The 20,905-nt window shown below is 67.2% G+C and carries 17 protein-coding genes and 1 riboswitch; of the genes, 4 read left to right on the top strand and 13 right to left on the bottom strand.

What is annotated here, in order from left to right; translation table 11 throughout:
- Together cobN and cobW are read right to left on the bottom strand one after the other, a co-directional pair.
- Positions 1-3,789 (bottom strand): cobaltochelatase subunit CobN, encoded by a 3,789-nt coding sequence (gene cobN, locus BHE01S_RS14885; protein ID WP_042265245.1) that lies wholly within the window; start codon positions 3,787-3,789, stop codon positions 1-3.
- Positions 3,790-3,816: 27 nt separating this feature from the next.
- Positions 3,817-4,902, bottom strand: a complete 1,086-nt coding sequence (gene cobW, locus BHE01S_RS14880) for a cobalamin biosynthesis protein CobW (protein WP_281177756.1) — start codon at positions 4,900-4,902, stop codon at positions 3,817-3,819.
- A gap of 221 nt (positions 4,903-5,123) precedes the next feature.
- Positions 5,124-5,389: riboswitch (cobalamin riboswitch) on the bottom strand.
- A 211-nt stretch (positions 5,390-5,600) separates the two neighbouring features.
- Here cobW and BHE01S_RS14875 point away from each other — a divergent pair.
- The 4 genes from BHE01S_RS14875 to bluB are packed head-to-tail and all read left to right on the top strand — an operon-like array spanning position 5,601 to position 8,604.
- Entirely contained in the window at positions 5,601-6,023 is a 423-nt protein-coding gene (locus BHE01S_RS14875) for a cobalamin biosynthesis protein (protein WP_042265353.1), read from the top strand.
- On the top strand, positions 6,023-6,625 hold the full coding sequence (cobO, locus tag BHE01S_RS14870; protein ID WP_028205563.1) for a cob(I)yrinic acid a,c-diamide adenosyltransferase: 603 nt from the start codon (positions 6,023-6,025) through the stop codon (positions 6,623-6,625). The genes BHE01S_RS14875 and cobO overlap by 1 nt, the downstream gene beginning before the upstream one ends.
- 4 nt (positions 6,626-6,629) lie before the next feature.
- Positions 6,630-7,940: a cobyrinate a,c-diamide synthase gene (locus BHE01S_RS14865; RefSeq protein ID WP_042265244.1), complete on the top strand. Its 1,311-nt coding sequence runs from the start codon at positions 6,630-6,632 to the stop codon at positions 7,938-7,940.
- A complete protein-coding gene (gene bluB / locus BHE01S_RS14860; protein WP_042265243.1) occupies positions 7,924-8,604 on the top strand; it encodes a 5,6-dimethylbenzimidazole synthase in 681 nt (226 codons plus the stop codon). Before BHE01S_RS14865 ends, bluB begins: the two co-directional genes overlap by 17 nt.
- A gap of 7 nt (positions 8,605-8,611) precedes the next feature.
- Here the strand turns inward: bluB and BHE01S_RS14855 are convergent, their stop codons facing one another.
- The 11 genes from BHE01S_RS14855 to BHE01S_RS14810 all read right to left on the bottom strand — a co-directional run bounded on the left by BHE01S_RS14855 (position 8,612) and on the right by BHE01S_RS14810 (position 20,890).
- Entirely contained in the window at positions 8,612-8,992 is a 381-nt protein-coding gene (locus BHE01S_RS14855) for a VOC family protein (protein ID WP_042265242.1), read from the bottom strand.
- 110 nt (positions 8,993-9,102) lie between these two features.
- Positions 9,103-9,729, bottom strand: a complete 627-nt coding sequence (locus BHE01S_RS14850; RefSeq protein ID WP_167337688.1) for a DUF4136 domain-containing protein — start codon at positions 9,727-9,729, stop codon at positions 9,103-9,105.
- Positions 9,730-9,811: 82 nt separating this feature from the next.
- On the bottom strand, positions 9,812-12,220 hold the full coding sequence (locus BHE01S_RS14845; RefSeq protein ID WP_042265351.1) for a CHASE2 domain-containing protein: 2,409 nt from the start codon (positions 12,218-12,220) through the stop codon (positions 9,812-9,814).
- Between the two features lie 11 nt (positions 12,221-12,231).
- On the bottom strand, positions 12,232-13,647 hold the full coding sequence (locus BHE01S_RS14840) for a FecR domain-containing protein (protein WP_052405940.1): 1,416 nt from the start codon (positions 13,645-13,647) through the stop codon (positions 12,232-12,234).
- The gene (locus tag BHE01S_RS14835; protein WP_042265240.1) at positions 13,644-14,342 is read right to left on the bottom strand and encodes a response regulator transcription factor; all 699 of its coding nucleotides are present in this window, start codon (positions 14,340-14,342) and stop codon (positions 13,644-13,646) included. The genes BHE01S_RS14840 and BHE01S_RS14835 overlap by 4 nt, the downstream gene beginning before the upstream one ends.
- Positions 14,343-14,586: 244 nt before the next feature.
- Entirely contained in the window at positions 14,587-14,982 is a 396-nt protein-coding gene (locus BHE01S_RS14830; protein WP_245639748.1) for a hypothetical protein, read from the bottom strand.
- A gap of 775 nt (positions 14,983-15,757) precedes the next feature.
- Positions 15,758-16,702: an SH3 domain-containing protein gene (locus tag BHE01S_RS14825; RefSeq protein ID WP_042265238.1), complete on the bottom strand. Its 945-nt coding sequence runs from the start codon at positions 16,700-16,702 to the stop codon at positions 15,758-15,760.
- A gap of 228 nt (positions 16,703-16,930) precedes the next feature.
- Positions 16,931-18,295, bottom strand: a complete 1,365-nt coding sequence (locus tag BHE01S_RS14820; protein WP_157025394.1) for a hypothetical protein — start codon at positions 18,293-18,295, stop codon at positions 16,931-16,933.
- A gap of 193 nt (positions 18,296-18,488) precedes the next feature.
- Positions 18,489-20,033: a methyl-accepting chemotaxis protein gene (locus BHE01S_RS14815; protein WP_042265236.1), complete on the bottom strand. Its 1,545-nt coding sequence runs from the start codon at positions 20,031-20,033 to the stop codon at positions 18,489-18,491.
- 124 nt (positions 20,034-20,157) lie between these two features.
- Complete coding sequence (locus tag BHE01S_RS36790; RefSeq protein ID WP_084068873.1) at positions 20,158-20,460, bottom strand: antibiotic biosynthesis monooxygenase family protein; 303 nt, start codon at positions 20,458-20,460, stop codon at positions 20,158-20,160.
- A 76-nt stretch (positions 20,461-20,536) separates the two neighbouring features.
- On the bottom strand, positions 20,537-20,890 hold the full coding sequence (locus BHE01S_RS14810) for a RidA family protein (RefSeq protein ID WP_042265234.1): 354 nt from the start codon (positions 20,888-20,890) through the stop codon (positions 20,537-20,539).
- Positions 20,891-20,905 lie beyond the last annotated feature (15 nt).

Genomic DNA, 20,905 nt, shown 5'->3' with positions numbered 1-20,905 from the left:
TCATGATCCTTCCAGATGCTGCCCGGCTTCGAGCAGACGGTGTTCGAGTTGTGCGCGATGCTCGCCCGGCTCCTGCCAGAGACCGCGCTGGATCGCTTCGAGCAGGCGCTCGCACACGGCATGCAGCGCGTGCGGATTGTGGCGCCGCATGAATTCGCGCGTGTCGTCGTCGTGCACGTAGGCGTTTGCGACGAGCGCGTACTGATGATCGCCCACCACGCGCGCGGTCGCGTCGTAGCCGAACAGGTAATCCACGGTCGCCGCCATTTCCGCCGCGCCCTTGTAGCCGTGACGCTTCACGCCGTCGATCCATTTCGGGTTCACCACGCGCGAGCGGATCACGCGCGCGATCTCTTCGTGCAGCGGACGAATGCGCGGCGCGGCGGGGTTGCTATGGTCCGCGTGATAAAGCGCGGGCTGCGCCTGCGAGAAGTGCCGCGCCGCCGCCGCCATGCCGCCCTGGAACTGGTAGTAGTCGTTCGAGTCGAGCAGGTCGTGTTCGCGGTTGTCCTGGTTCTGCAGGACCACGTCGAGCGTCGCGAGACGCGCGCGGAACGCATCGCCCGCCTCGTCGCCCGCGCTCTTTTGTGTGTAGGCGTAGCCGCCCCACGCCTGATACGCGTGCGCGAGATCGGCGTCGGTCTGCCACTGGCGCTGGTCGATCATCGACTGCAAGCCCGCGCCGTAGGCGCCGGGGCGCGCGCTGAACACGCGCCAGAGCGCGCGGCGGCGCGCCGCGTCGGCGGCCATGCCGTTCGCCACCAGCGCATCGCGCTCGCGCTGCACGCGTGCGCGCAGCGGGTTCTGGTGCTCCGGCTCGTCGAGATCGGCCACCGCCTGCACGGCGGCGTCGAACAGATGCATCACGTTGGGGAACGCGTCGCGGAAGAAGCCCGATACGCGCAGCGTCACGTCGATGCGCGGCCGGTCCAGCGCCTCGACGGGCATGATCTCGAAGTCGGTCACGCGCTGGCTGCCGGCGGCCCATTTCGGCCGCACGCCGATCAGCGCGAACGCCTGGGCGATGTCGTCTCCGCCCGTGCGCATCGTCGCCGTGCCCCAGACCGAAAGCCCCACGGCCCGCGGGTAGTCGCCATGCTCCTGCAGGTGGCGCTCGATGAGCTGCTGCGCCGATTTCATGCCGAGCGCCCAAGCCGCTTGCGTCGGAATGGCACGCGTATCGACGGAGTAGAAGTTGCGGCCCGTGGGCAGCACGTCGGGGCGGCCGCGCGAGGGCGAACCGCTGGGGCCCGGCGGCACGAAGCGGCCTTCGAAGCCACGGCGCAGCTGGCGCATTTCTTCGGGGCCGCAGGCGTCGAGGCGCGGCAGGACGTCGTCGCGCACGCGCGCGAGCACCTGGGCTGCGGAAGGCAGCGATGCGGTCTCCTTATCGCTTCGTTCGCCTGAGCAAATGCCCGCGATCAGCGTGGCCGCGAGCATTTCCAGGCGCTCGCGCGTGTCGCCCGCGTGACGCCATGGCGTGTCGCTCACAGCGACTAGCTGCGGGGGACGCGGGCCCTGCCACGGCGCAGCCCAATCGACCGTGGCCGGATCGACGAGGTGATCGATACGCAGGTCTCGCGCGAGCGCGTCGATGAGGCCGGCGTTCGCGCCTTGCCCATCGCCGCACGCATAGCGCCCGAGCGCGAGCAGCGTGTCGCGCCGCTGCTGACCTTGCGGCGATTCGCCGAACGTATGCAAGCCATCGCGGATCTGCGCTTCCTTCAACTCGCAAAGGTAGGCGTCGGCGCGTGTGAGCAATTCGTCTTCGCCTGCCTGATCCTGCGGCGCGGCGACGCTCAATTCCTCGTGCAGCCGATGCTCGACGATCGTCGCGAGTATGGTCTTGCGCAGCAGTTTCGCGCGGCGCGGGTCCACCATCAATGCTTCGTAATACTCATCGACCTGACGTTCGAGGTCCTGCAGCGGCCCGTAGTTTTCGGCGCGCGTGAGCGGCGGCATCAGGTGGTCGACGATCACGGCCTGGGCGCGGCGTTTGGCCTGGCTCCCTTCGCCCGGATCGTTGACGATGAACGGGTACAGATGCGGCAGCGGCCCGAGCGCCATGTCGGGCCAGCAGGAGTCGCCGAGCGCCACGCTCTTGCCCGGCAGCCACTCCAGGTTGCCGTGCTTGCCCACGTGCGCGATGGCGTCGATGCCGAACGTGTCGCGCAGCCAGAAATAAAACGCGAGATACGCGTGCGGCGGCACGAGTTCGGCGTCGTGGTAGTTCGCGTACGTGTCGTCGCCGCGCGAGCGCGAAGGCTGGATGCCGACGAACACCCGACCACAGCGCCAGCCCGCAATCATGAAGCGGCCGCGGCGCACCGTGGGGTCGTCCTCCGGCACGCCCCAGCGCGCGACCAGCGCGTTCTGCGCCTCGGCCGGCAGTTGCGAGAAGCGCACACGGTAGTCATCGAGGGAAAGACTCTGCCATGCGGGGCGCAGCGCGCGCGTGTCGGGATCGTTCGTCACGCCCTGCGTGAGAATGCGCATGAGCGCGTCGCCGTCCGCGGGCAAATCGGCCACGCGGTAGCCTTCGTCGCGCAGCATGCGCAAGATGCCCACCACCGAGGCCGGCGTGTCGAGCCCCACGCCGTTGCCGATGCGCCCTTCGCTCATCGGATAGTTCGCGAGCACGAGCGCGAGCTTTTTCTCTTCGTTCGGCAGACTGCGCAACCGGCACCAGCGGCGCGCGAGTTCGGCAACGAACGCCACGCGCTCGAGGTCGGGCTGATAACGCACGACATCGACCTGCGTCTCCTTGCAGTGGTACGCGAGGCCCTTGAAGCTGATCGCGCGCGTAATCACGCGGCCGTCCACTTCGGGCAGTGCGATATGCATGGCGATGTCGCGCGAATTCAGGCCGTGATTGTCCTTGACCCAGTCTTCGCGATTGCCGCCGCTCAGGATCACCTGGAGCACGGGCGCGTCGCCAGCGAGCGCAATCGGTTCGGGGTCGTCCAGCGACGAAGCCGCAAACGCCGTGGTATTCAGCACGAGCGAGACATCGTGCCCGGCCGCCAGTTGATCGAGCACGTCGCGGCTCAAGGTGTCCTTGAGCGACGTGATCGCAAGCGGCAGCGGGTTCATGCCGCGCGCCAGGAGGGCGTCAATGAGCGCATCGAACGCGGCCGTGTTCGCCGCCTGCAAATGCGCCTTGTAAAACAGCAGCGCGACAACCGGCGCGCCGGGTTGCCAGCGCGCGCGCCATTCGTCGATGGTTGCGACGTCGCGCTGCGGGCAATAAAGCGCGGCGGCCGGCAGCGCAACGGGCGGCGCGGGCTCGCTGCCCCAATCGAATGCGCGCCACGCGAGCGCGCGCAGGAACGATTCGGCGTTGGCCGCGCCGCCTTCGCGCAGGTAACGCCAAAGCAGGCGGCAAAACGCGGGCTCGGCGCGGCTCTTCGCGATGAGATTGGGGTCTTCCTGCAAGTCGCCGGAGAACATCGCGAGCAGTTGCCCGCGGCGCTGGGCGAGCGAGACAACCTGTTCGATGCCATATGGCCAGTACGTCTCGCCGCCCAGATGATCGACCACCACCACTCGCGCGTGCTGCAGGACGTCTTCGACGTAGAAGTCCACCGAAGCGGGCTGGCGCAAATACGTGACGTTCGCGAGCCGCACGCCCGGAAAACCGGCGGGCAGGCGCGGCACGACGCTCGCCAGCAGCGCGAGCGTCGTGTCCGCCGAACTGAGCACGACGATCTCGGCGGGCTGCTGGTCGATACGGATCACGCCCTGCGTGTCGTCGACGAATCCACCTGGCGTGGTGCGCAGCAAATGCATGGGACGGCCTCGTCTAGCTCGGCGCGTTCACTTCGCGTCCGCGGTCTGCAGGTTCGCCAATGCGGTATCGAAGGCCGCTTGCAGCGTCGCGCCAGCAAGATCTTCGCCGATCAGCACGAAGCGGCTCGCGAGCGGCTGCGCCGCGCTTTCCTGCGCGTTCCAGCGGCGGTCGAAATAGCTGTCGAAGCGGCGTCCCACGCCTTGGACCACGAGACGCATGGGCGCACCGGGCAGCGCGGCAAAGCCCTTCACGCGATAGATCGTGTGCGCATCGACGAGTTGCTGCAGCGCCTCGATCACGGTCTCGCGCGAAGCGGCATTGCCCGACACCACGACCGAATCGAACTCGTCATGATGATGATCGGGATCGTCGGCGGAACCGTGATGATCGTGCCGCAAATGAATGCTCTCCTCGGAGGCCGCCTCGAGCCCGAGCAGGGTAGGCAGATCGAGCTTGCCGTGCTGCGCGCGCACGATCTTCACCTGCGGCGGCAGTTCCTCGCGCAGCTCGGCGATGAGCGCGTCCTGGCCCGCAACGTCGAGCAGATCGGTCTTGTTGAGAATGACGAGGTCGGCGGCCGAAAGCTGGTCTTCGAACAGCTCATGCAGCGGCGATTCGTGATCGAGATTCGGATCGGCGCGGCGCTGCGCGTCCACGGCCTGCGGGTTTTCGGCAAACTGGCCGCTCGCGGCGGCGGGGCCGTCCACCACGGTCACGACCGCATCGACGGTGAACGCGTTGCGGATCGACGGCCAGTTGAACGCCTGCACGAGCGGCTTGGGCAGCGCGAGACCCGAGGTTTCGATCAGCACGTGATCGACATCGCCGCGGCGCTCGAGCAGTTTCTCCATCACGGGGAAGAATTCTTCCTGCACGGTGCAGCACAGGCACCCGTTCGCGAGTTCGTAGAGCTGGCCTTGCGTTTCGTTGCCGTTTTCGTCGCAGCCAATGCCGCAGCCACGCAGAATTTCGCCGTCGATACCGAGTTCGCCGAACTCGTTGACGATGACCGCGACGCGCAGACCGCCCGCGTGCTGGAGAATGTGACGCAGCAGCGTGGTTTTACCGCTGCCGAGAAAGCCCGTCACGATCGTGACCGGAATCTTGCGCATTTGCATGAAGTGCTCCTTCGGCGCGAGGCCGGATCGAGGGGCATGGTGCGTCGCGCCTGCCGTTCGTGCGGGTGTCGTGTTGCGCTCACGCGCGTAGCCGGGCAGACGCTGCCACACGCAACGATTCAACAACCTGCAGGGGACGAACGGCCGGAAACGCACCCGGGCCTCGCCCGGCTGACGCATGAAAATCACGGACCCGGCACCGCATCCCCGCAGCGCGAATCCCACGTATCTGGCCGGTATCCGGACTGACGAAACACCGCTTCGCCTTCCCGCACGAGCGGCCTTGCGGCCGGCTTGCACAGTGGCTGGACTGCTCAAAGCATGGAAGCGGTTTGCGGCATGCGTGCGAACGCCGCGCTCGTTGTACCGTTGCGGGTGCAGTTCAGGTTGGCCATGCCCGAGGCGGGATGGCTCCCTGATTCCCGTTTAACTGCGCGTGCATTTTGAATCGCGCGCGAGCACCAGAGTGCGTGCGAGTGTAGGCGCGGGGGGCCTGCGCGTCAAGGAAGGCGTGGGAAGCCGCAAAAGCGTGTGCTATCGTAGCGCGCATCCGGCGCAGGCCGGAACGCGACGCTTTTGCTCGTTTTGCCTTTGCGCTCACGCCTTCGATCGACGCTCTCGCCGTGAATCCTGCCGACAGTCGCGCCTCGCGCACAGCCTCATTCGAAACCACGCTGGAACCCGCTCAGCGCGTGCCGCCGCTCGCGCTCGGCATCGGCTGCCAGCGCGGCGCGACGCTCGCGCAAATCGAAGCCGCGGTGCGCGCCGCGCTCGGCGCATGGCCGCTCGACGGCGTAACGGCCGTGGCGACGCTCGACGCCAAAGCTGGCGAGCCCGGCTTGCAAGCATTCTGCGCGGCACATGGGCTGCCGCTGCGCACCTACACGCGGGAGCAGCTTGCCGCGACGCCCGCACTTGCGCCGCCCTCCGCAGCCGCGCAAGCGCAGTTCGGCGTGGACGGCGTGTGCGAGCCCTGCGCGCGTCTTGCGGCGGGCGGCGCTCCGCTCGTGCGCGGCAAGCTGGCGCTCGACGGTGTGACGGTCGCAATCGCGGGCTTGCCGCCAAACCACGCAAACGCGGACGCGAAAGCGCCGCAACCCACCCACTCCCGATGATGAAAACCGATCCCGAATCGCACCAACGCATGACGCAACGCCGCCGCGAGGGCCACGAGAAGAAGCAGGCCGCGGCGACGCACGAAAAAGGCCTGTTGATCGTCAATACCGGCAACGGCAAGGGCAAGAGCACGGCTGCGTTCGGCATGGCGGTGCGCATGCTCGGCCACGGCATGAAGCTCGGCGTCGTGCAGTTCATCAAAGGCGCGCTGCACACGGCCGAGCGCGATTTCCTCGGCAGCGTTGCGCACTGCGATTTCGTGACGATGGGCGACGGCTACACGTGGAACACGCAGAATCGCGACGGCGACATCGCGACCGCGCGCAAGGGCTGGGACGAAGCGAAGCGCATGATCGAAAGCGGCGAGTACGCCATGGTGATCCTCGACGAGCTCAATACGGTGCTCAAATACGAGTACCTGCCACTCGACGAGGTGCTCGGCGTGATCGCCTCGCGCGCGCCGCACGTGCACGTGGTCGTGACGGGCCGCCATGCACCCGACGCGCTGATCGAAGCCGCCGACCTCGTCACGGAAATGCGCCTCGTGAAGCATCCGTATCGCGAGCAAGGCGTCAAAGCGCAAAAGGGCGTGGAGTTTTGAGCGCATGAGCGCAACGGTTGCCTGCCCCGCGCTCTTCATCAGCGCGCCCGCTTCGGGCCAGGGCAAGACCACGCTCACCGCTGGCCTCGCGCGCCTGCACCGTCGCGCGGGCCGGCGCGTGCGCGTGTTCAAGACCGGACCGGATTTTCTCGACCCGATGATCCTCGCCCGCGCGAGCGGCGCGCCCGTGCTCTCGCTCGACCTGTGGATGGTGGGCAACGAAGCGTGCCGCGCCCTGCTCGCACAGGCGGCGCGCGAAGCCGACCTGATCCTCATCGAAGGCGTGATGGGCCTGTTCGACGGCACGCCGAGCAGCGCCGATCTCGCGACCGAGTTCGGCGTGCCGGTGGCCGCCATCGTCAGCGCGAAGTCGATGGCGCAGACCTTCGGCGCGATCGCGTTCGGTCTCGCGCGCTTTCGGCCGGACGTGCCGTTTCATGGCGTGCTGGCGAACCGCGTGGGCTCGGCGCGCCACGCGCAGATGCTGCAGGAGGCGTTGCCCGCCGACGTGCGCTGGCTCGGGCAGGTAGCGAGCGAGGCGACGATGACGCTGCCCGATCGCCATCTCGGCCTGCATCAGGCCGCGGAGATCGACGACCTCGACGCGCGCATCGAGCGCGCCGCCGACGCGCTCGCGCAAACCGCGCTCGCCGAATTGCCGCCTGCCGTAGCGTTCGCCGATCCTTCGCATGACGAAGCAATTTCGCGCCAGCTCGAAGGCCGTCATATCGCCATTGCGCGCGACGCCGCGTTCTCGTTTCTCTATCCGGCGAATATTGCGTTGCTCGAGACGCTTGGCGCGCACGTGAGTGACTTCTCGCCGCTTGCGGACGAACCCGCGCCCGCCGGCGCCGATGCGATCTTTCTGCCCGGTGGCTATCCCGAGCTGCATGCTGGGACGCTCTCGCGCAACACGCAGAGCGCGAATTCGTTGCGCGCGCATGTATTGGCGGGCAAACCGCTCGTCGCCGAATGCGGCGGCATGCTCTATCTGCTCGATGCACTGACCAACGCTGAAGGCACGCGCACGCCGATGCTCGGCCTGCTGCCAGGCGAGGCGGTCATGCAAAAGCGCTTCGCGGCGCTCGGCATGCAGCAGCTCGACGGCGCGCATGGCGCACTGCGCGGACACACGTTTCACTACTCGCGCGTCGCCACGCCGCTTGCGCCCGCGCTCACGGCACGGCACGCCCAAACCGGTACGCCCGGCGAGGCGCTGTATCGGCACGGCTCGATCACGGCCACCTATATGCACGCTTACTGGCCCTCCAACCCGGCTTTTGCGGCCGCACTCTTCCATGGCACAGCCCTTTGACGAAGCCGAACGCGCGGCGGTCTACCGCGCGATTTACGAGCGCCGCGACATGCGGCACTTCGCGCCGGGCCCGATCGATCCCGCGACGCTCGCGCGCCTGCTCGACGCCGCGCATCACGCACCGAGCGTAGGCTTCATGCAGCCGTGGCGCATCGTGCGCATCACGGACGCGTCGTTGCGCGAGCAACTGCACGCGACGGTCGAGCGCGAACGCATCGCGACCGCCGATGCGCTGGGCAAGCGCCGCGACGAGTTCATGAAGCTCAAGGTGGAAGGCATGCGCGATTGCGCCGAAGTGCTCGTGGTCGCGCTGATGGATCGGCGCGAAGCCCATGTCTTCGGCCGCCGCACGCTGCCCGAGATGGACCTCGCCTCCGTGGCGTGCGCGATCCAGAACATGTGGCTCGCGGCGCGCGCCGAAGGGCTCGGCATGGGCTGGGTGTCGATCTTCGACGTCGACGACGTGCGCACCCTGCTCGCCATGCCGCCCGGCGCCAAGCCGGTGGCGATCCTGTGCGTGGGTCAGGTCGACGCGTTCTACCCGCAGCCGATGCTCGAAATGGAGAAATGGGCCGAACGCAGGCCGCTTGGCGAATGCGTGTTCGAAAACCGCTGGCCGCAGGACGACGCGGCCAGCGCGCCGGATGCCACGTCCGGCGCCTGATGCCCGCTCACGCTTCGCGCGCGTAGCAGACGGCCTCGACGTTGTTGCCGTCGGGATCGATCAGGAATGCTGCGTAATAGTCGGGACTGTAGTCGGCACGCACGCCGGGTTCGCCATTGTTTTTCGCGCCTGCGCGCAGGCCCGCTTCATGGAAACCGGCGACCGCCGCGCGGTTCGGCGCCGCAAACGCCACGTGCACGCCGCGCGGCGCCGGCGCGGCGTCGGCGGATACGGCATGCAGCCAGAGTCTGGGCTCGCCCGGCTGGCCGAGCCCCGCGCAGGTGTCGTCGCGCATGCACACCACGACGCCTAGCGGCGCAAGCAGCGCCTCGTAAAAACGCACGCTGCGTGCGAGATCCTGCACGCGCAATCCAATGTGATCGAACATGAGCGGCTCCCGTGACGTCTCTCGCGCAACCGTTGCGCCAGATTCCGGAGCCAGCATAGCGCCTTCGCATGCGGCGCGGCCTGGGAAAAGTTGCCCTGACCTACTGCGGCCTACTGTGCATCGACGGGTGAGACGGAGAGCACTTCCGGCATGCCCGGCGCTCGATCCGCCGTGCCGGCGCCGGCCGGACGCTTCAGCTTGACGCGCCATTGCGGCGCGCCCGCGTACGGCAGCCGCGCCAGTGCGCCCGCCACGAGGTACGGCACCGCCTCGCGCGGGTCGGCGTTGCGGTCGCGCTTCACGGCGCTCACCTTGTACACCTCGCCGCCCTCGGGCAACGCGAAGAAACGCAGCGTCAGCGTATGCACGTAGGGCCGCCCGAACCACGGCAACGACGGCCCCTCGGCCGGCGTGCAGCCGGCGCCGCAGCCGGCGTCCACGACTTTCACCTCGGCCGGATGCGTTTCCCACGCCACCGAGACGAGATAGCGCGCCGCCTCGGGCGCGCCTGCCTTGAAGCCGCGCTGCGCAAGGCCGTCGCTCAGCAACGCCTCGTACGGGAGGATCTCGCCCGCATCGCCCTGGGCGGGCGTTGGCGCAAAACGGTAGGCCACGGGTTGGCTGCTCGCAGCCGCGGCGGGCAACGCGCCCGTGGCCGCGACGTCGGCCGTCACGCCCGCGCATCCGGCAAGGGCGGCGAGCATCGGCAGGAGACAGATCGACAGCAAGGTCTTCACGACACACTCCATCGGGTAGCCGCCGGCGTGCGGCCAGCGGCATTCGGGTTATTCATGCGCAGCCGGAGCGGCCCGGTGCGGCTCAAACCGGCGCGTCGAACGCGGGCAGCGATATCGTCAGGACGGTGCCCGTGCCGGGTTCGCTCTCCAGCTGGACGTCGCCGCCATGGCGCGTCACGACCGTTTTCACGAACGCCATGCCGAGCCCCGCGCCGCTCACCTCGGGCCGCTGTTCCGCGTGAAAGCGCTGGAACGGCTGGAACAGCCGCGCCTGATCTTCGTGCGCGATACCGTAGCCCTGATCGCGAATCGAGCAGACCACGCGCGGCGGAACATGGTCGTCCAGCGCGACGGTGCAGACGATGTGCGTATTCGCAGGACTGTACTTCACTGCGTTGTTCAGCACGTTCACGAGCGCACGCGTCATGAGCGAGCGGTCGGCGTTGATCCAGCCCATCTGCTCGCCTTCGAACACGGTGTCGATCTGGATGCGTTTCGCGTGCGCCTGCGGCCACACTTCGTCGCTCGCGTCGATCACCAGCTCCGCGAGGCTCGTGGGCTCGAGCGCATACGCCTGCGACTCGGCGCGCGCGAGCTGCACGAAGTCGTCGGCGAGCTTGAGCGAGCGGCGCGCGTAGCGCTCGATGCGCTCCATCACGCCACGCACGGGCTCGGAGCCGAGCGTGCCGCGCTCGCGCTCCGTCTCGACGAGCGCGACGATCGAGGCCTGTGGCGAGCGCATGTCGTGCGACAAGAGGCGCAGCGCGTCCTCGCGCTGGCGTTCGGCGTCGTGCAGCGCCGTCACGTCGACGAGACCCGCGATCCAGCCCACCGCCTGCCCCTGCGCGTTCGTACAGCGCGCGTAGCGCAGCAGGTAGTCGCTGCCGTCGCGCGCGCGCACTTCCACACCGCGCTCCATCAACTCCGCGAACTCGTCGCGCGCCGGGTCGAGCGGCGCGGGCCAATGTGCGTGCGCGAACGCCATCGCGTCGGGCGCCGGGTCGATCGGCTTGACGAACGCGAGGTCGCCGAACACGTCCTGCATCCGGCGCCCTTGCGCGGCGCTCACCGCAAGGCGTTCGAGACAGGCACGCGAAGCGTGATTGGCGATCAGCACGACACCGTGCAGATCGGCCACGAAAATCGGCTCCGGCACGGCATCGAGGCTGTCCCACACGAAACGGCGCATGTCCTGCAGCCGCTGCGCGGCCTGCGCCATGAGCGCCATTTGCTGGGCGAGCGCGTCGCCGGCGAATTCGCGGCGCGGCGTGGGCGCCTCGGGCAGCAGGTAGGGTTCGTCGGCAAGCTGGCGCAGTTCCTTGCGCAGATAAGCCATCGTCATCTCGAGGCGGCGCCAGCTCCACGCCGGATAGACGATGAGCAGCGCGACGATCGCGGGCACCGGCGGCAGCCAGAGGCGCGCGTGCAGCATGCCCGCGCTCGCACCGAGCGACACGGCGATCAGGAGCGCGAGCAGCAGCAGCGTACGCAGCGGCGAGAGCACGAGAAAGCCCGCCAGCAGCAGCACGAGCGGCACAAGCGAGGCAAGCACGACCATGATCGGCGCCACGGGCTGGATGGCGCTGGCGTTGAGCAGCGCGTCGAGCACGATGGCGTGGATGTATAAGCCGGGCAGCGGCCCGAGCGCACCCGATAGCGGCGTGGCGAAGCGGTCGTAGAGCCCCGAGGCCGTGACGCCGACGATCGCCACGCGCCCGCGCAACTGCTCGGGCGGCACGCGGCCATCGAGCACGTCGGCGAACGAGACCTTGTGGAAGGTCTGCGAATTCGCGCCGAACGGAATCAGGAAGCGCGCCTCGCTGCCCGGCGCCGCCGCATGCAGCACATCATCGCGCTGCGCGGCGGCGGGCGTGCCGTGCGCGAGCTTCACGACGCCGTTGCGCACCGCCCGCCAGACCGGCACCATCAGCTGCGGCCAGCGCTGCTGCGCGTCGCCTTCGAAGAGCGCGACGCTGCGCACGATGCCGTCGTTATCGACTTCGAGGTTGATATGGCCCATGCCGGCGACCGCCTGCGCGAGCGGCGCGACCGGACGCACGGCCTCGCGGCGACCGGTGTCGTCGGCGGGGGTCAGCAGGATCGGGAGGAACGCCGGGCGCGCGCGCAGCGCCTGCGCAAAGTGCGCGTCGTCGCGCGACGATTCGGTGAACAGCACGTCGTAGACGACGGCCGCCGCGCCCGCTTTCGCGAGCTGATCGACGAGCCGGGCATGCAGCTCGCGCGGCCATGGCCAGCGCCCGAGCGCGGCGACGCTCGCATTGTCGATTTCCACGAGCACGATGTCGGGCGACACCGGCAGCGTGCGCGCGGAGAGCAAGCGGTCATAGACCAGATGGTCTGCGCCGCTCGTCAGCCGCCAAAGCACGCAGAGCACGACCACGCCCACGCCCGCGCAGCCCACTGCGGCCCATTCGAACAGGAAGCGTCGCCCGACGGAGCGGCCAAGGCGCGCGGGCGGCCTCACGCTCATGCGCGCCTGCGTCACCAGTCGAGCCTGAACGACTGGACCGGGCTCGCCTTCTGATAATAGTGGCCGTTGGCGAACTGCTCGGCGATCACCGTCCAGTAGTAGACGCCCTTCGGCAGGTCGCGCACGACCGCGTCGCCCGCCGTGATATCGGTACGGTCGATGAGCGGCGCACGCAGATCGGACGTCGTGCCGAGCACGAAGCGAAAGCGCGTGTTCGGCGCGTTGCGGTCGATGAACCAGCGGAACGCGAAGTCGCGCGAGCCTTCAATGGGGCCGGCGCTCGTGCCGAGCGCGACGCGCCGGCGCTCGAACGCATACGACGCCGGCATGCCTTCGAGACCGCGCGCGTCGATGGCGGAGATGCGTACGAAGTAGGTGCCGTCGTCGAGGTTGGCGAACGACACGTGCGGGTCGACGCTGCGCTTGTCGCGAATCATGTCGAGCAGACCCGCGTCCCGGCCGATTTGCACGCGCCAGGCGCTTGCACCCGTCAACGGCGCGATTTCGAAGGCGACGTCTTCGTCGTCCTGCACTTTGGACGGATGCCGCAACTCGGGCGCGTCGAGCAGCGCGACGGGCGCGCCCGCCGGCTGGCCCGTGAGCGTGAGGTTGCCGTGGTGCGCGGCGACGAGTTGCTCCGAGGCGGCGAGCGGCGTACCCGGTGCCGGCGGCCGTACTCGCGCGCCGTGGCGGTTGCGGGCCGGCGAGTCGGCGTCCACGCCCACCGCGCCGTCCAGCACCTCCACGGCAGTCGCGCCCTTGTCGCCGTCGTAGCTCACGCGAAACTGCGTGCCGCGCACGCCGGCCACCACGGAAGGCGAGCGGATCTGGAAGCGATCGTCCTTCTTCGTGGCATGCGTGACCTCGCTGTTCACCTCGCCATGACGGAGATCGACGATGCGGTCGGTCGCGCCCGTGAGCGCCGTTTGACGCAGCGTGGCAAGGTCGAGCGAGGTATCGGGCGGCAGCGCGATATGCGAGCCGTCGGCCAGTTCGAGCGTGGCGAAACCGTTGGGGCCGGTCTGCACGCGGTCGCCTTCAACGAGGCTCGAGCCGACCGTGAGCGGCAGAAGCGGGCCGCCGCGGAACGCATGCTGCACGGGACCGTTCGCGGCAACTACCTTCGCGCTCAGGCCATCCTGGCGCAGCAGCGCGACCGGCACCCGCAGCGCCGTGCCCGGCCGAAGGTGGCGCGGCTCGCTCACATGATTGAGGCTCGCGAGCTTCTTCCAGTCGGCGGGATTGCGCAGGTAACGCGTGGCGATGTCGTAGAGCGAGTCGCCGGGGCGCGTGACGTAGGCGGTCATCTCGGGCGGCTGAGCCGCAGCGTCCTCGCGCGCCTCGACGCTGTGAGGTAGTGCCAGGAACCCAAGCGCGACGGCGAGGAACGGCGCCGCGGTGGCGCGCACCGCATGCGCGCCCCTCACGCGTTGTCCCCCTCGATGCGCTCGAGCCGGTAACCGTAGCCGTAGATCGGCGTGAGGCGGTAGCCGTTTTCGGGACGCAGGCCGAGCTTCGAGCGCAGCATGGAAACGTGCGTGTCCATCGTGCGCGAAGGAATGTCGTCGGACTGCTTCCAGATCACGTCGAGAATGTGCGCGCGCGACAGCGGGCGGCTCAGATGCTGAAACAGCAGCAGCGCGAGATCGAACTCCTTCTGCGTGAGCGCGACGCTGCGACCGCTCACCGAAGCCTGGCGCGACTTCAGGTCGAACTCGTACTCGCCGAAAATTTCCTTGAACGCCGGCGTGTGCATCTGATAGGCGCGGCGCAACAGCGAATTGACGCGGGCGATCAGCACCGGCGCCGAGACGGGCTTGACGACATAGTCGTCGGCGCCGGCGTTGAGCATTTGCGCGATGTCGGCCTCACGGCTGCGGCTCGTCATGAAGAGCACCGGCAGGCGCGTGGAGAGGCTCCGCCGCACCCAGTGCAGCACTTCGTCCCCCGCCATGTCGGGCACGTTCCAGTCGAGCACGAGCAGATCGAACGTCTGCCGCCGAAGCTGCCTGACGAGCTCGCCGCCCTTGGCGAACGCGTGGCAAGCGTGACCCGCCGCGCTCAAGGCCTGGCAGACGAACTCTGTCTGCGCTGCATCGTCATCCAGTACTGCAACTCTCATAGCGCCCCGCAACCAGGTTTGTTCTTCATTGTCTCAGGATGGACCGCCTGCCTGCCCCACCGCACGGCTACCGGCACCATCATCGGGCGGGCTCTGGCGCGCGCGCCGGCGCCGGGTCGCCGGCCGTCCACCTCGGCCCTGGCGGCACGCGCAACCCGCCGTGCACCAAAGCCCGCTACTCTCGCCACGTCTCGAAAAAAACGGGAGCGCGAGGCCGCGCTGGACTTCGGTGAACAGATCGCTCTCATGTTAAGCGCTCATGGTAGTCGAAATTGTCTTCGTTCGAACCGGCCCCGGCCGCCTCGCCCGCGGCGGACGGCGAATCCGAAAGCAGCGCGGCCAGCTGGGAGCGCACGTGCTCCCATGCCGCGTGGGCATAGTCGGGCTGCAAGGCCGCACGCGACTGCGCCGTCACGAACACGCGCAACACTGTGGACGAACACTGTGTCAGGCGCTCGGCCGTGCCGAAACGCGAAAGGTGCAGCGCTTCGCTGAGCCACGGGAGTTCGGTCGCGCAGGAATCCGCGTAGGCTTCCATGGCGGCGCGCGCATGGCGGTCGCGCGCGAGGTCGAGCTCGACGCGGTCGAACTCGCGGCCACTGTCGGGGCCGTCCACGCGCGAGCCCGGTGGAAAACGCATACGGCCGGATCGGAAAAACATGTAGCCCCCATGAAGACAAGCAGGCAGAACAGCCGAAGGGTGAAGCGGCCAGGCGATTTTTCGCGGACGCAACAACGCCGAGCCGCTAGCCATGCGCAAAGCGGCAAAAAGAATGCGTTCAGAAGTGTGGAAAAAAATGTGGCGACGGCCGCGTGCTGCGCACTGCGTGGTCTCTGGATTCCGCCCCCGGAGTCGGACCGCCAGCGCAGTCATCGTCGTACGCGGCGCGAGCCCCGCTGCCAGCGTCACCGCCCGACGCTATCAGCGGGCCGCAGCCGCCTCCCTGCACGACGAGGCACGTGCCGCCATCGCCACGTCCACCTCAAAGCACTGGTTTTCCCAGCGTTATCCGGCGAACTCGGGTTCGCTCTGACTTCCTCTTGCTGACTGCGTCGCCAGGTCCCGAGCGAGCCAGCCCCCGTAGCAGAAATCCGTTGCCGGCGGCTCATGCGCGAAACTCGCATGGCGCTGGCGGCGCGCGGCCATGCTTGCACTTGCCGCGACGACGTATTCTCACCTGGGCGCCACGAATTGACTGTCAGGGATTGTTAAATCTGTCAGGCCCGGCGATAAGCGCGGATGAACCAGGCGGATGGCATGCCTTGGGCGCCGCCTCCAGCGAACCAGCGTAACGCGGCGCAGGACCCTCAAGCGCCTTCATTGCTGTGCAATCCTAAGTCATTGCCGGAAGACAGCAGCGGCGGGATTCCCGCCATGGAGATCCCGCCGCGGCAGCGAAGCACCGCGGTCTGCGTCAGTGTTCGGTTTGCCGCTCGCCGCCCCGTTCGCCCCCCTGGCTGGGAGCATGGCCGCCCTGACCACCCTGAGGCGGCGCGGCCGGCCGCCCCTGCGGCTGTTGAGGTGCGGACCCCGGCGCACGCATGCCGCCCTGCGGCTGGGGCGCCGGCGGACGGGCATAACCCTGCACGGGCGGGCCCGCCGGCGGACGGCCGCCGAACGGCTGCTGCTCGGGCGGATGCCCCGCCTCGTGAGGGCGCATGGTGCCCGGCTGCTCCCCATTGCCTGGCGGGCGTGGCGGTTCTGCATTGCCGGGCGGCCGTCCGGCGCCCTGCGGCGGCATGTAGCCCGGCGCACGCGGCGCTTCGGGGTTGCCAGGCGGGCGTTGCGCTCCGGGCGGCGGTGCGCCGCGCATCGGCTCATTCGGCCCCGGCGGGCGCTCGCCGCCACCAGGCGCGATCGCGGGCGGACGGCCCGGCGCGCCATGCCACGCCGGCGCTGCGGGCGGGCGGCCGCGTTCAGGCGGCGGCACGTGCTCCCAGCGCCGCTGTTCGCCATACCATGGCCGGTCGCGATAGAAGCTGCCCCAGTAGGCGCCAAGCGAGAACGTCACGATCGGCAGTCCGATCGCCGCGCCATAGTTGGTCAGCGGCACGTAGGCGCCCTGATACGGATAACTCAGATAACCGCCGTAGACCCAGCCGCGCAGACCGGGCACGGTGACGTCGCACCACGAATAGTCGCTCACGCAGCCCATCACGGTGACGGGCTGGCCAGGTCCGAGTTCGGCAACCACGGGATAGTCGCCCGAAGGCCCGGCGTACAGATCCACCGGTTCGCTCGTGTAGGCCGCGGATTGCGCACTGGCGCCGGACGACGCGAGCGCGAGGCCGGTTGCGAAGCACGCGCTGGCGAGCGCAGGCACGAGCGCGCGCAGGCGCGTGTTGAGGCGCTTGAACATCGTTTTTTCCTGTTCCTGCTGGTTTGCCTTGCGCGGCGCAATTGCCGTGCCCGGCCCCCCCCAGACTCACACATCCGGGGCAAATACTAAACAGGATTGGCTCGCTGTAACAAACCCGGCATCGCCCGATACGGTTTTTCGTGCTGACGGATCGGGAATGTTGCTAATTTGCAACGTTCGATGGCCATGTCCCGGCCAGATACTGACCAGGCGATTGCGGTATCGACATCAGTCGAAATATCCGCTTTCGATCGCGCGCAACCATATTGGACCAATGACGCGTACCTGCCGATTAACAATGCTGTGATTGAAACCTTCGATGCGAATGAGCACGTGCTTGCCGACGTATGGCCGCATCATGTCGCGCGCGGCCTGCATGGTCGGCACCGAATAGACTTCGTCGAAAGTGCCATTCATGTCCCACACGGGAAGGCCGCGCAGCGCTGGGCCCGGCATCGTGGTCGCGAGGATGTCGGTGAAAATCTTGTTGAAACCGGCGGCTTTCACGTCGGCCGGCACGAAATCGGCGGTATAGAGACGCATCGCGTCTTCGGTCAGCGCGCCTGTGTTGGCAAACATGGTCGGATCTTCGACACCCTTGAAGCGCGGTTCGCGCAGATCGCGTTGCCACCGTTCGTCCTTCGTTGCCGGATCGGCACGCTTGTTATAGAACTCGAAGTCGGAGCGGCCCCGCCCGCGCACACGCAGCGCCGAGTGTTCATAAGGCCAGTCCCAACGTCCACCGAGCGCGGAACCGTAGTAATAGACAACGCCCGGCGGCGACGAACCCCAATTCAGATAGCCGTCAGGACGGATGCGCTCGGCGAGCGGCCACATCAGTGCGCCACCAGTCGAAAAACCCCAGTAAAGAAGCAGCGACCGTTTACGCTCGGCATCAGGCAATGCATGTCGCAAGCCCGTCTCGAGCCCATCGACCATGGCGACCGGCGTGCACGCGACCATGTCGTCGTACAGTTCCGTGCCGGGCTTTGGAAAGCGAACGTATTCGCTACCGCTCGAACTCGAGGTCTTGCCCGCGGGCTGGAGCACATAGTCGTCTTTCGACCAGTAAGCCTTTTGATGCTGCGAGAAGATCGGCATGCGCTCGTCGAGCGGAATGGTCTCCCAGGTTCCGCTCCGGTTCGGCGCAAAGAAATTCCAGCGCCCGACACGGTTCAACGCGATGAACGTCACGCCCCGTTTGGCCAGCCAAACGCCAATGCCCTCCTTGCCTTCGTCGGTTTCGACGAAACCGTTTGCGCTCGAACTGCCCTCTTCGGTGGCCGCCAGCACAACCTTGCGACCGCCATGCATCAACGGAGTGTCCGGATCGAGTCGCATCACGACCTGTGTGAACGTCCTACCATTCGCCTGATAGTCGATGTAATCGACGTGCCGTGTAAAACCGGTCGTTTCAGGGTAATCCTTGCCACCGAGAATCTGCTCGACTTCGGCTTCTGGCACCGTGGTGTTGTCAGCGGGCAGGTCCCACGCCGCGGCATGTGCCGAAAGACCGATGCCGATAACCAGCAGACAGCTCTTCGCCACACTGGATTGACGCATGATTCGGATGACGAACTGTCCAATTCTCATTGTCGATGACCTTTTGGATTTTTTACTGCTGCCGCGCAAAGGCGTGGAGTGCGACTGGAACGCGTTGCCGCGATAGTAGACGGCCTGTTTTCCGGACACAAACAACGAAAATATCCTGATTGATCGATGCAGATTATCAATTGCGGAAACGGGAATAGTCATTCACGTGGCGCCTGCTGCAGGCGCCACCCGCTCACTTCAGTCTGAAAACCGCAACCGCCTCACGCAGCGCCGCTGCCTGATCGTCGAGCGAGACTGCGGCAGCAGCAGCCTGCTCGACCAGTGCCGCGTTCTGCTGCGATACCTGGTCCATCTGCGACACCGCCACTCCGACCTGTTCGATGCCATCGCGCTGCTCATCCGATGCGTGTGCGATCTCGCGCATGATGGTCGCTACCCGCGTGATCGACTCGCTGATTTCCCGCATCGTCTCGCCTGCGGCCTGAACCTGCCTTGCACCCGATGCCACCCGCCCCACCGAATCGTCGATCAGGGTCTTGATCTCCTTCGCGGCGGCACCGGCGCGCTGTGCCAGAGAGCGCACCTCGCCGGCGACCACTGCGAAGCCGCGTCCCTGATCGCCCGCCCGGGCAGCTTCAACCGCCGCGTTCAGGGCGAGGATGTTGGTCTGGAACGCGATGCCCTCGATCACGCCCGTGATGTCGGCAATCTTCCGCGAGCTGCGGTCGATCTCCCCCATCGTCTGCACGACCTCGGCGACGACCTGTGAACCGCGCGTCGTGACGTCCTGCGCGGATTCCGTCAGGCCCTGTGCCGTGCGGGCATTGTCCGCGTTCTGCCTCACCGTCGCTGTGAGCTCTTCCATGCTGGCGGCGGTCTCCTGCAGCGACGCTGCCTGCTCCTCAGTTCGCTGTGACAGATCGCTGTTGCCCGCTGCAATCTGCCTCGTCGCCGCCGCGATAGCCTCGGAACTTCGCGTCACCTGCCTCACGGTTCCATCCAGCCCACCCTGCATCGTCTGGAGTCCTTCGACGAGGCTGCCCATCTCGTCCCGGGAACGAACCTCGAGTGCCGCGGTCAGATCGCCACCCGCGATGCGCCGAAGCGCCGCCAGCACGTCTGCGAGGGGAATCGCAATCGAACGGCGCAGCCCATACGCGCAGCCGCCACAGACCATCAGTCCGACCACGATCAGCAGCACACCGGCAAGACTCAGCCGCCTGTAGAACTGCTGCGCCTCGCCAAACTCCTGCCGGCCGTGTTCGTCCTGCCAGCGGTCCAGCGCACCGGTACTGTCCGTCAACGCAAGCGAGAGCGGCGACATCGTCTTCATGGCGATCCGGTCGGCCGTGTCGCGATCGCCACGCTTCAACGCATCCGCCATCGGCACGATGCCCTGCTGCACCAGTGCCGTGCGAGCCGCATCCACACGGTCGGCCAGAACCTGTTCATCGTGCTCGTGAGGCAGTGCCCGATAGGCAAGCCAGGCATGGTTGGAATCGTCGAGGTGTCCAAGCGCCTTGGCAATGGCAGCCGGCAGGCCGGACTCTTCCGGATGCATCAGCGTCCGGTCCAGGCCGACGCGCGCGATCGTCAACGCCAGGTTCGAACTTCCTAACTGAATCGATGCAGCCAGCTGGTTCGAATAGGCGTAATTCAGCGCATCATTCGCGCGCTTCATTCCGACCTGCCCGAGCGCGCCAACCGCCACGATCAGCAGGCCAAGCACCCCGACGGTCGCCCATAACCGGGTGGAGATCGAAAGACGAGAGAACATGGCACCCCTTGATTCATTTAGTTAGCGAAACTAACAAGTCGAGGACCCGAAACATGCACAGGGCTGTCTCACGACGCCTCGCGGGCGTCGGCCCCCGAGGCTCATGAGTCGAATTTCGCCCGGATCACGGCAATTCGGGCCCGGTAGTGGTATTCACGACGATGTGCTCCACCGAGCTGTAAAGACGCGAGCGGTCAACCGGTGGCAACGGCGACGCTGCCAGAAGCGCCTCCCATTGCGCACAGTCTTGTGCCGTATTCCAGGCCGTCACGCTGACAATGCTGGAAGGATCGCTGGATTCCCTCCCTACGTGGCGAAAACAGAAGCCGGGTTGCACACGGATTCGCTGCGTCAACGCATTGATGCGTGCGAGCGCCAGTTCCTCGGTACCGGGCATGAGGCGATGCCTGATGATGACTATTTTCATGGTGACGACTCCACAAAGGAACGGCTGCCTCACGGGCAGCCGTTCCTCATGTTTCGTTGCGACGTCCCGATGCCCCTTAACGGCAGGCCGCTACGGCAACGATCTCCACCCGGCAGTTCGGATCGTTGAGTTCCACCTTGCCGCAGCAGCGCGTCGGCGTCTGGCCCGGTGTCACCCACGCGTCCCACACCGCATTCATCGCGGCGAAGTCGTCCATCGTTTTCAGCCAGATCTGCGTACTGAGCAGCCGCTCCTTCGACGTGCCCGCCTCGGCAAGCAGCCCGTCGATCTTCGCGAGCACCTGACGCGTCTGATCCGTAACGTCGCCACTGCGGTCGTCGGGCACCTGGCCGGAGAGGTAAATGAGCCCGTTGTGAACAAGTGCACGGCTACGACGGGCGTTCTGGTCAATCCGGACAATATCGGTCATACGTTTTCCTTTTAT

Origin of the sequence: Paraburkholderia heleia NBRC 101817 (assembly GCF_000739775.1) — a bacterium.
Taxonomy (GTDB): domain Bacteria; phylum Pseudomonadota; class Gammaproteobacteria; order Burkholderiales; family Burkholderiaceae; genus Paraburkholderia; species Paraburkholderia heleia.
The sequence above is the reverse complement of the archived record's forward strand: the minus strand, read 5'-3'. Positions and strand labels throughout refer to the sequence as shown.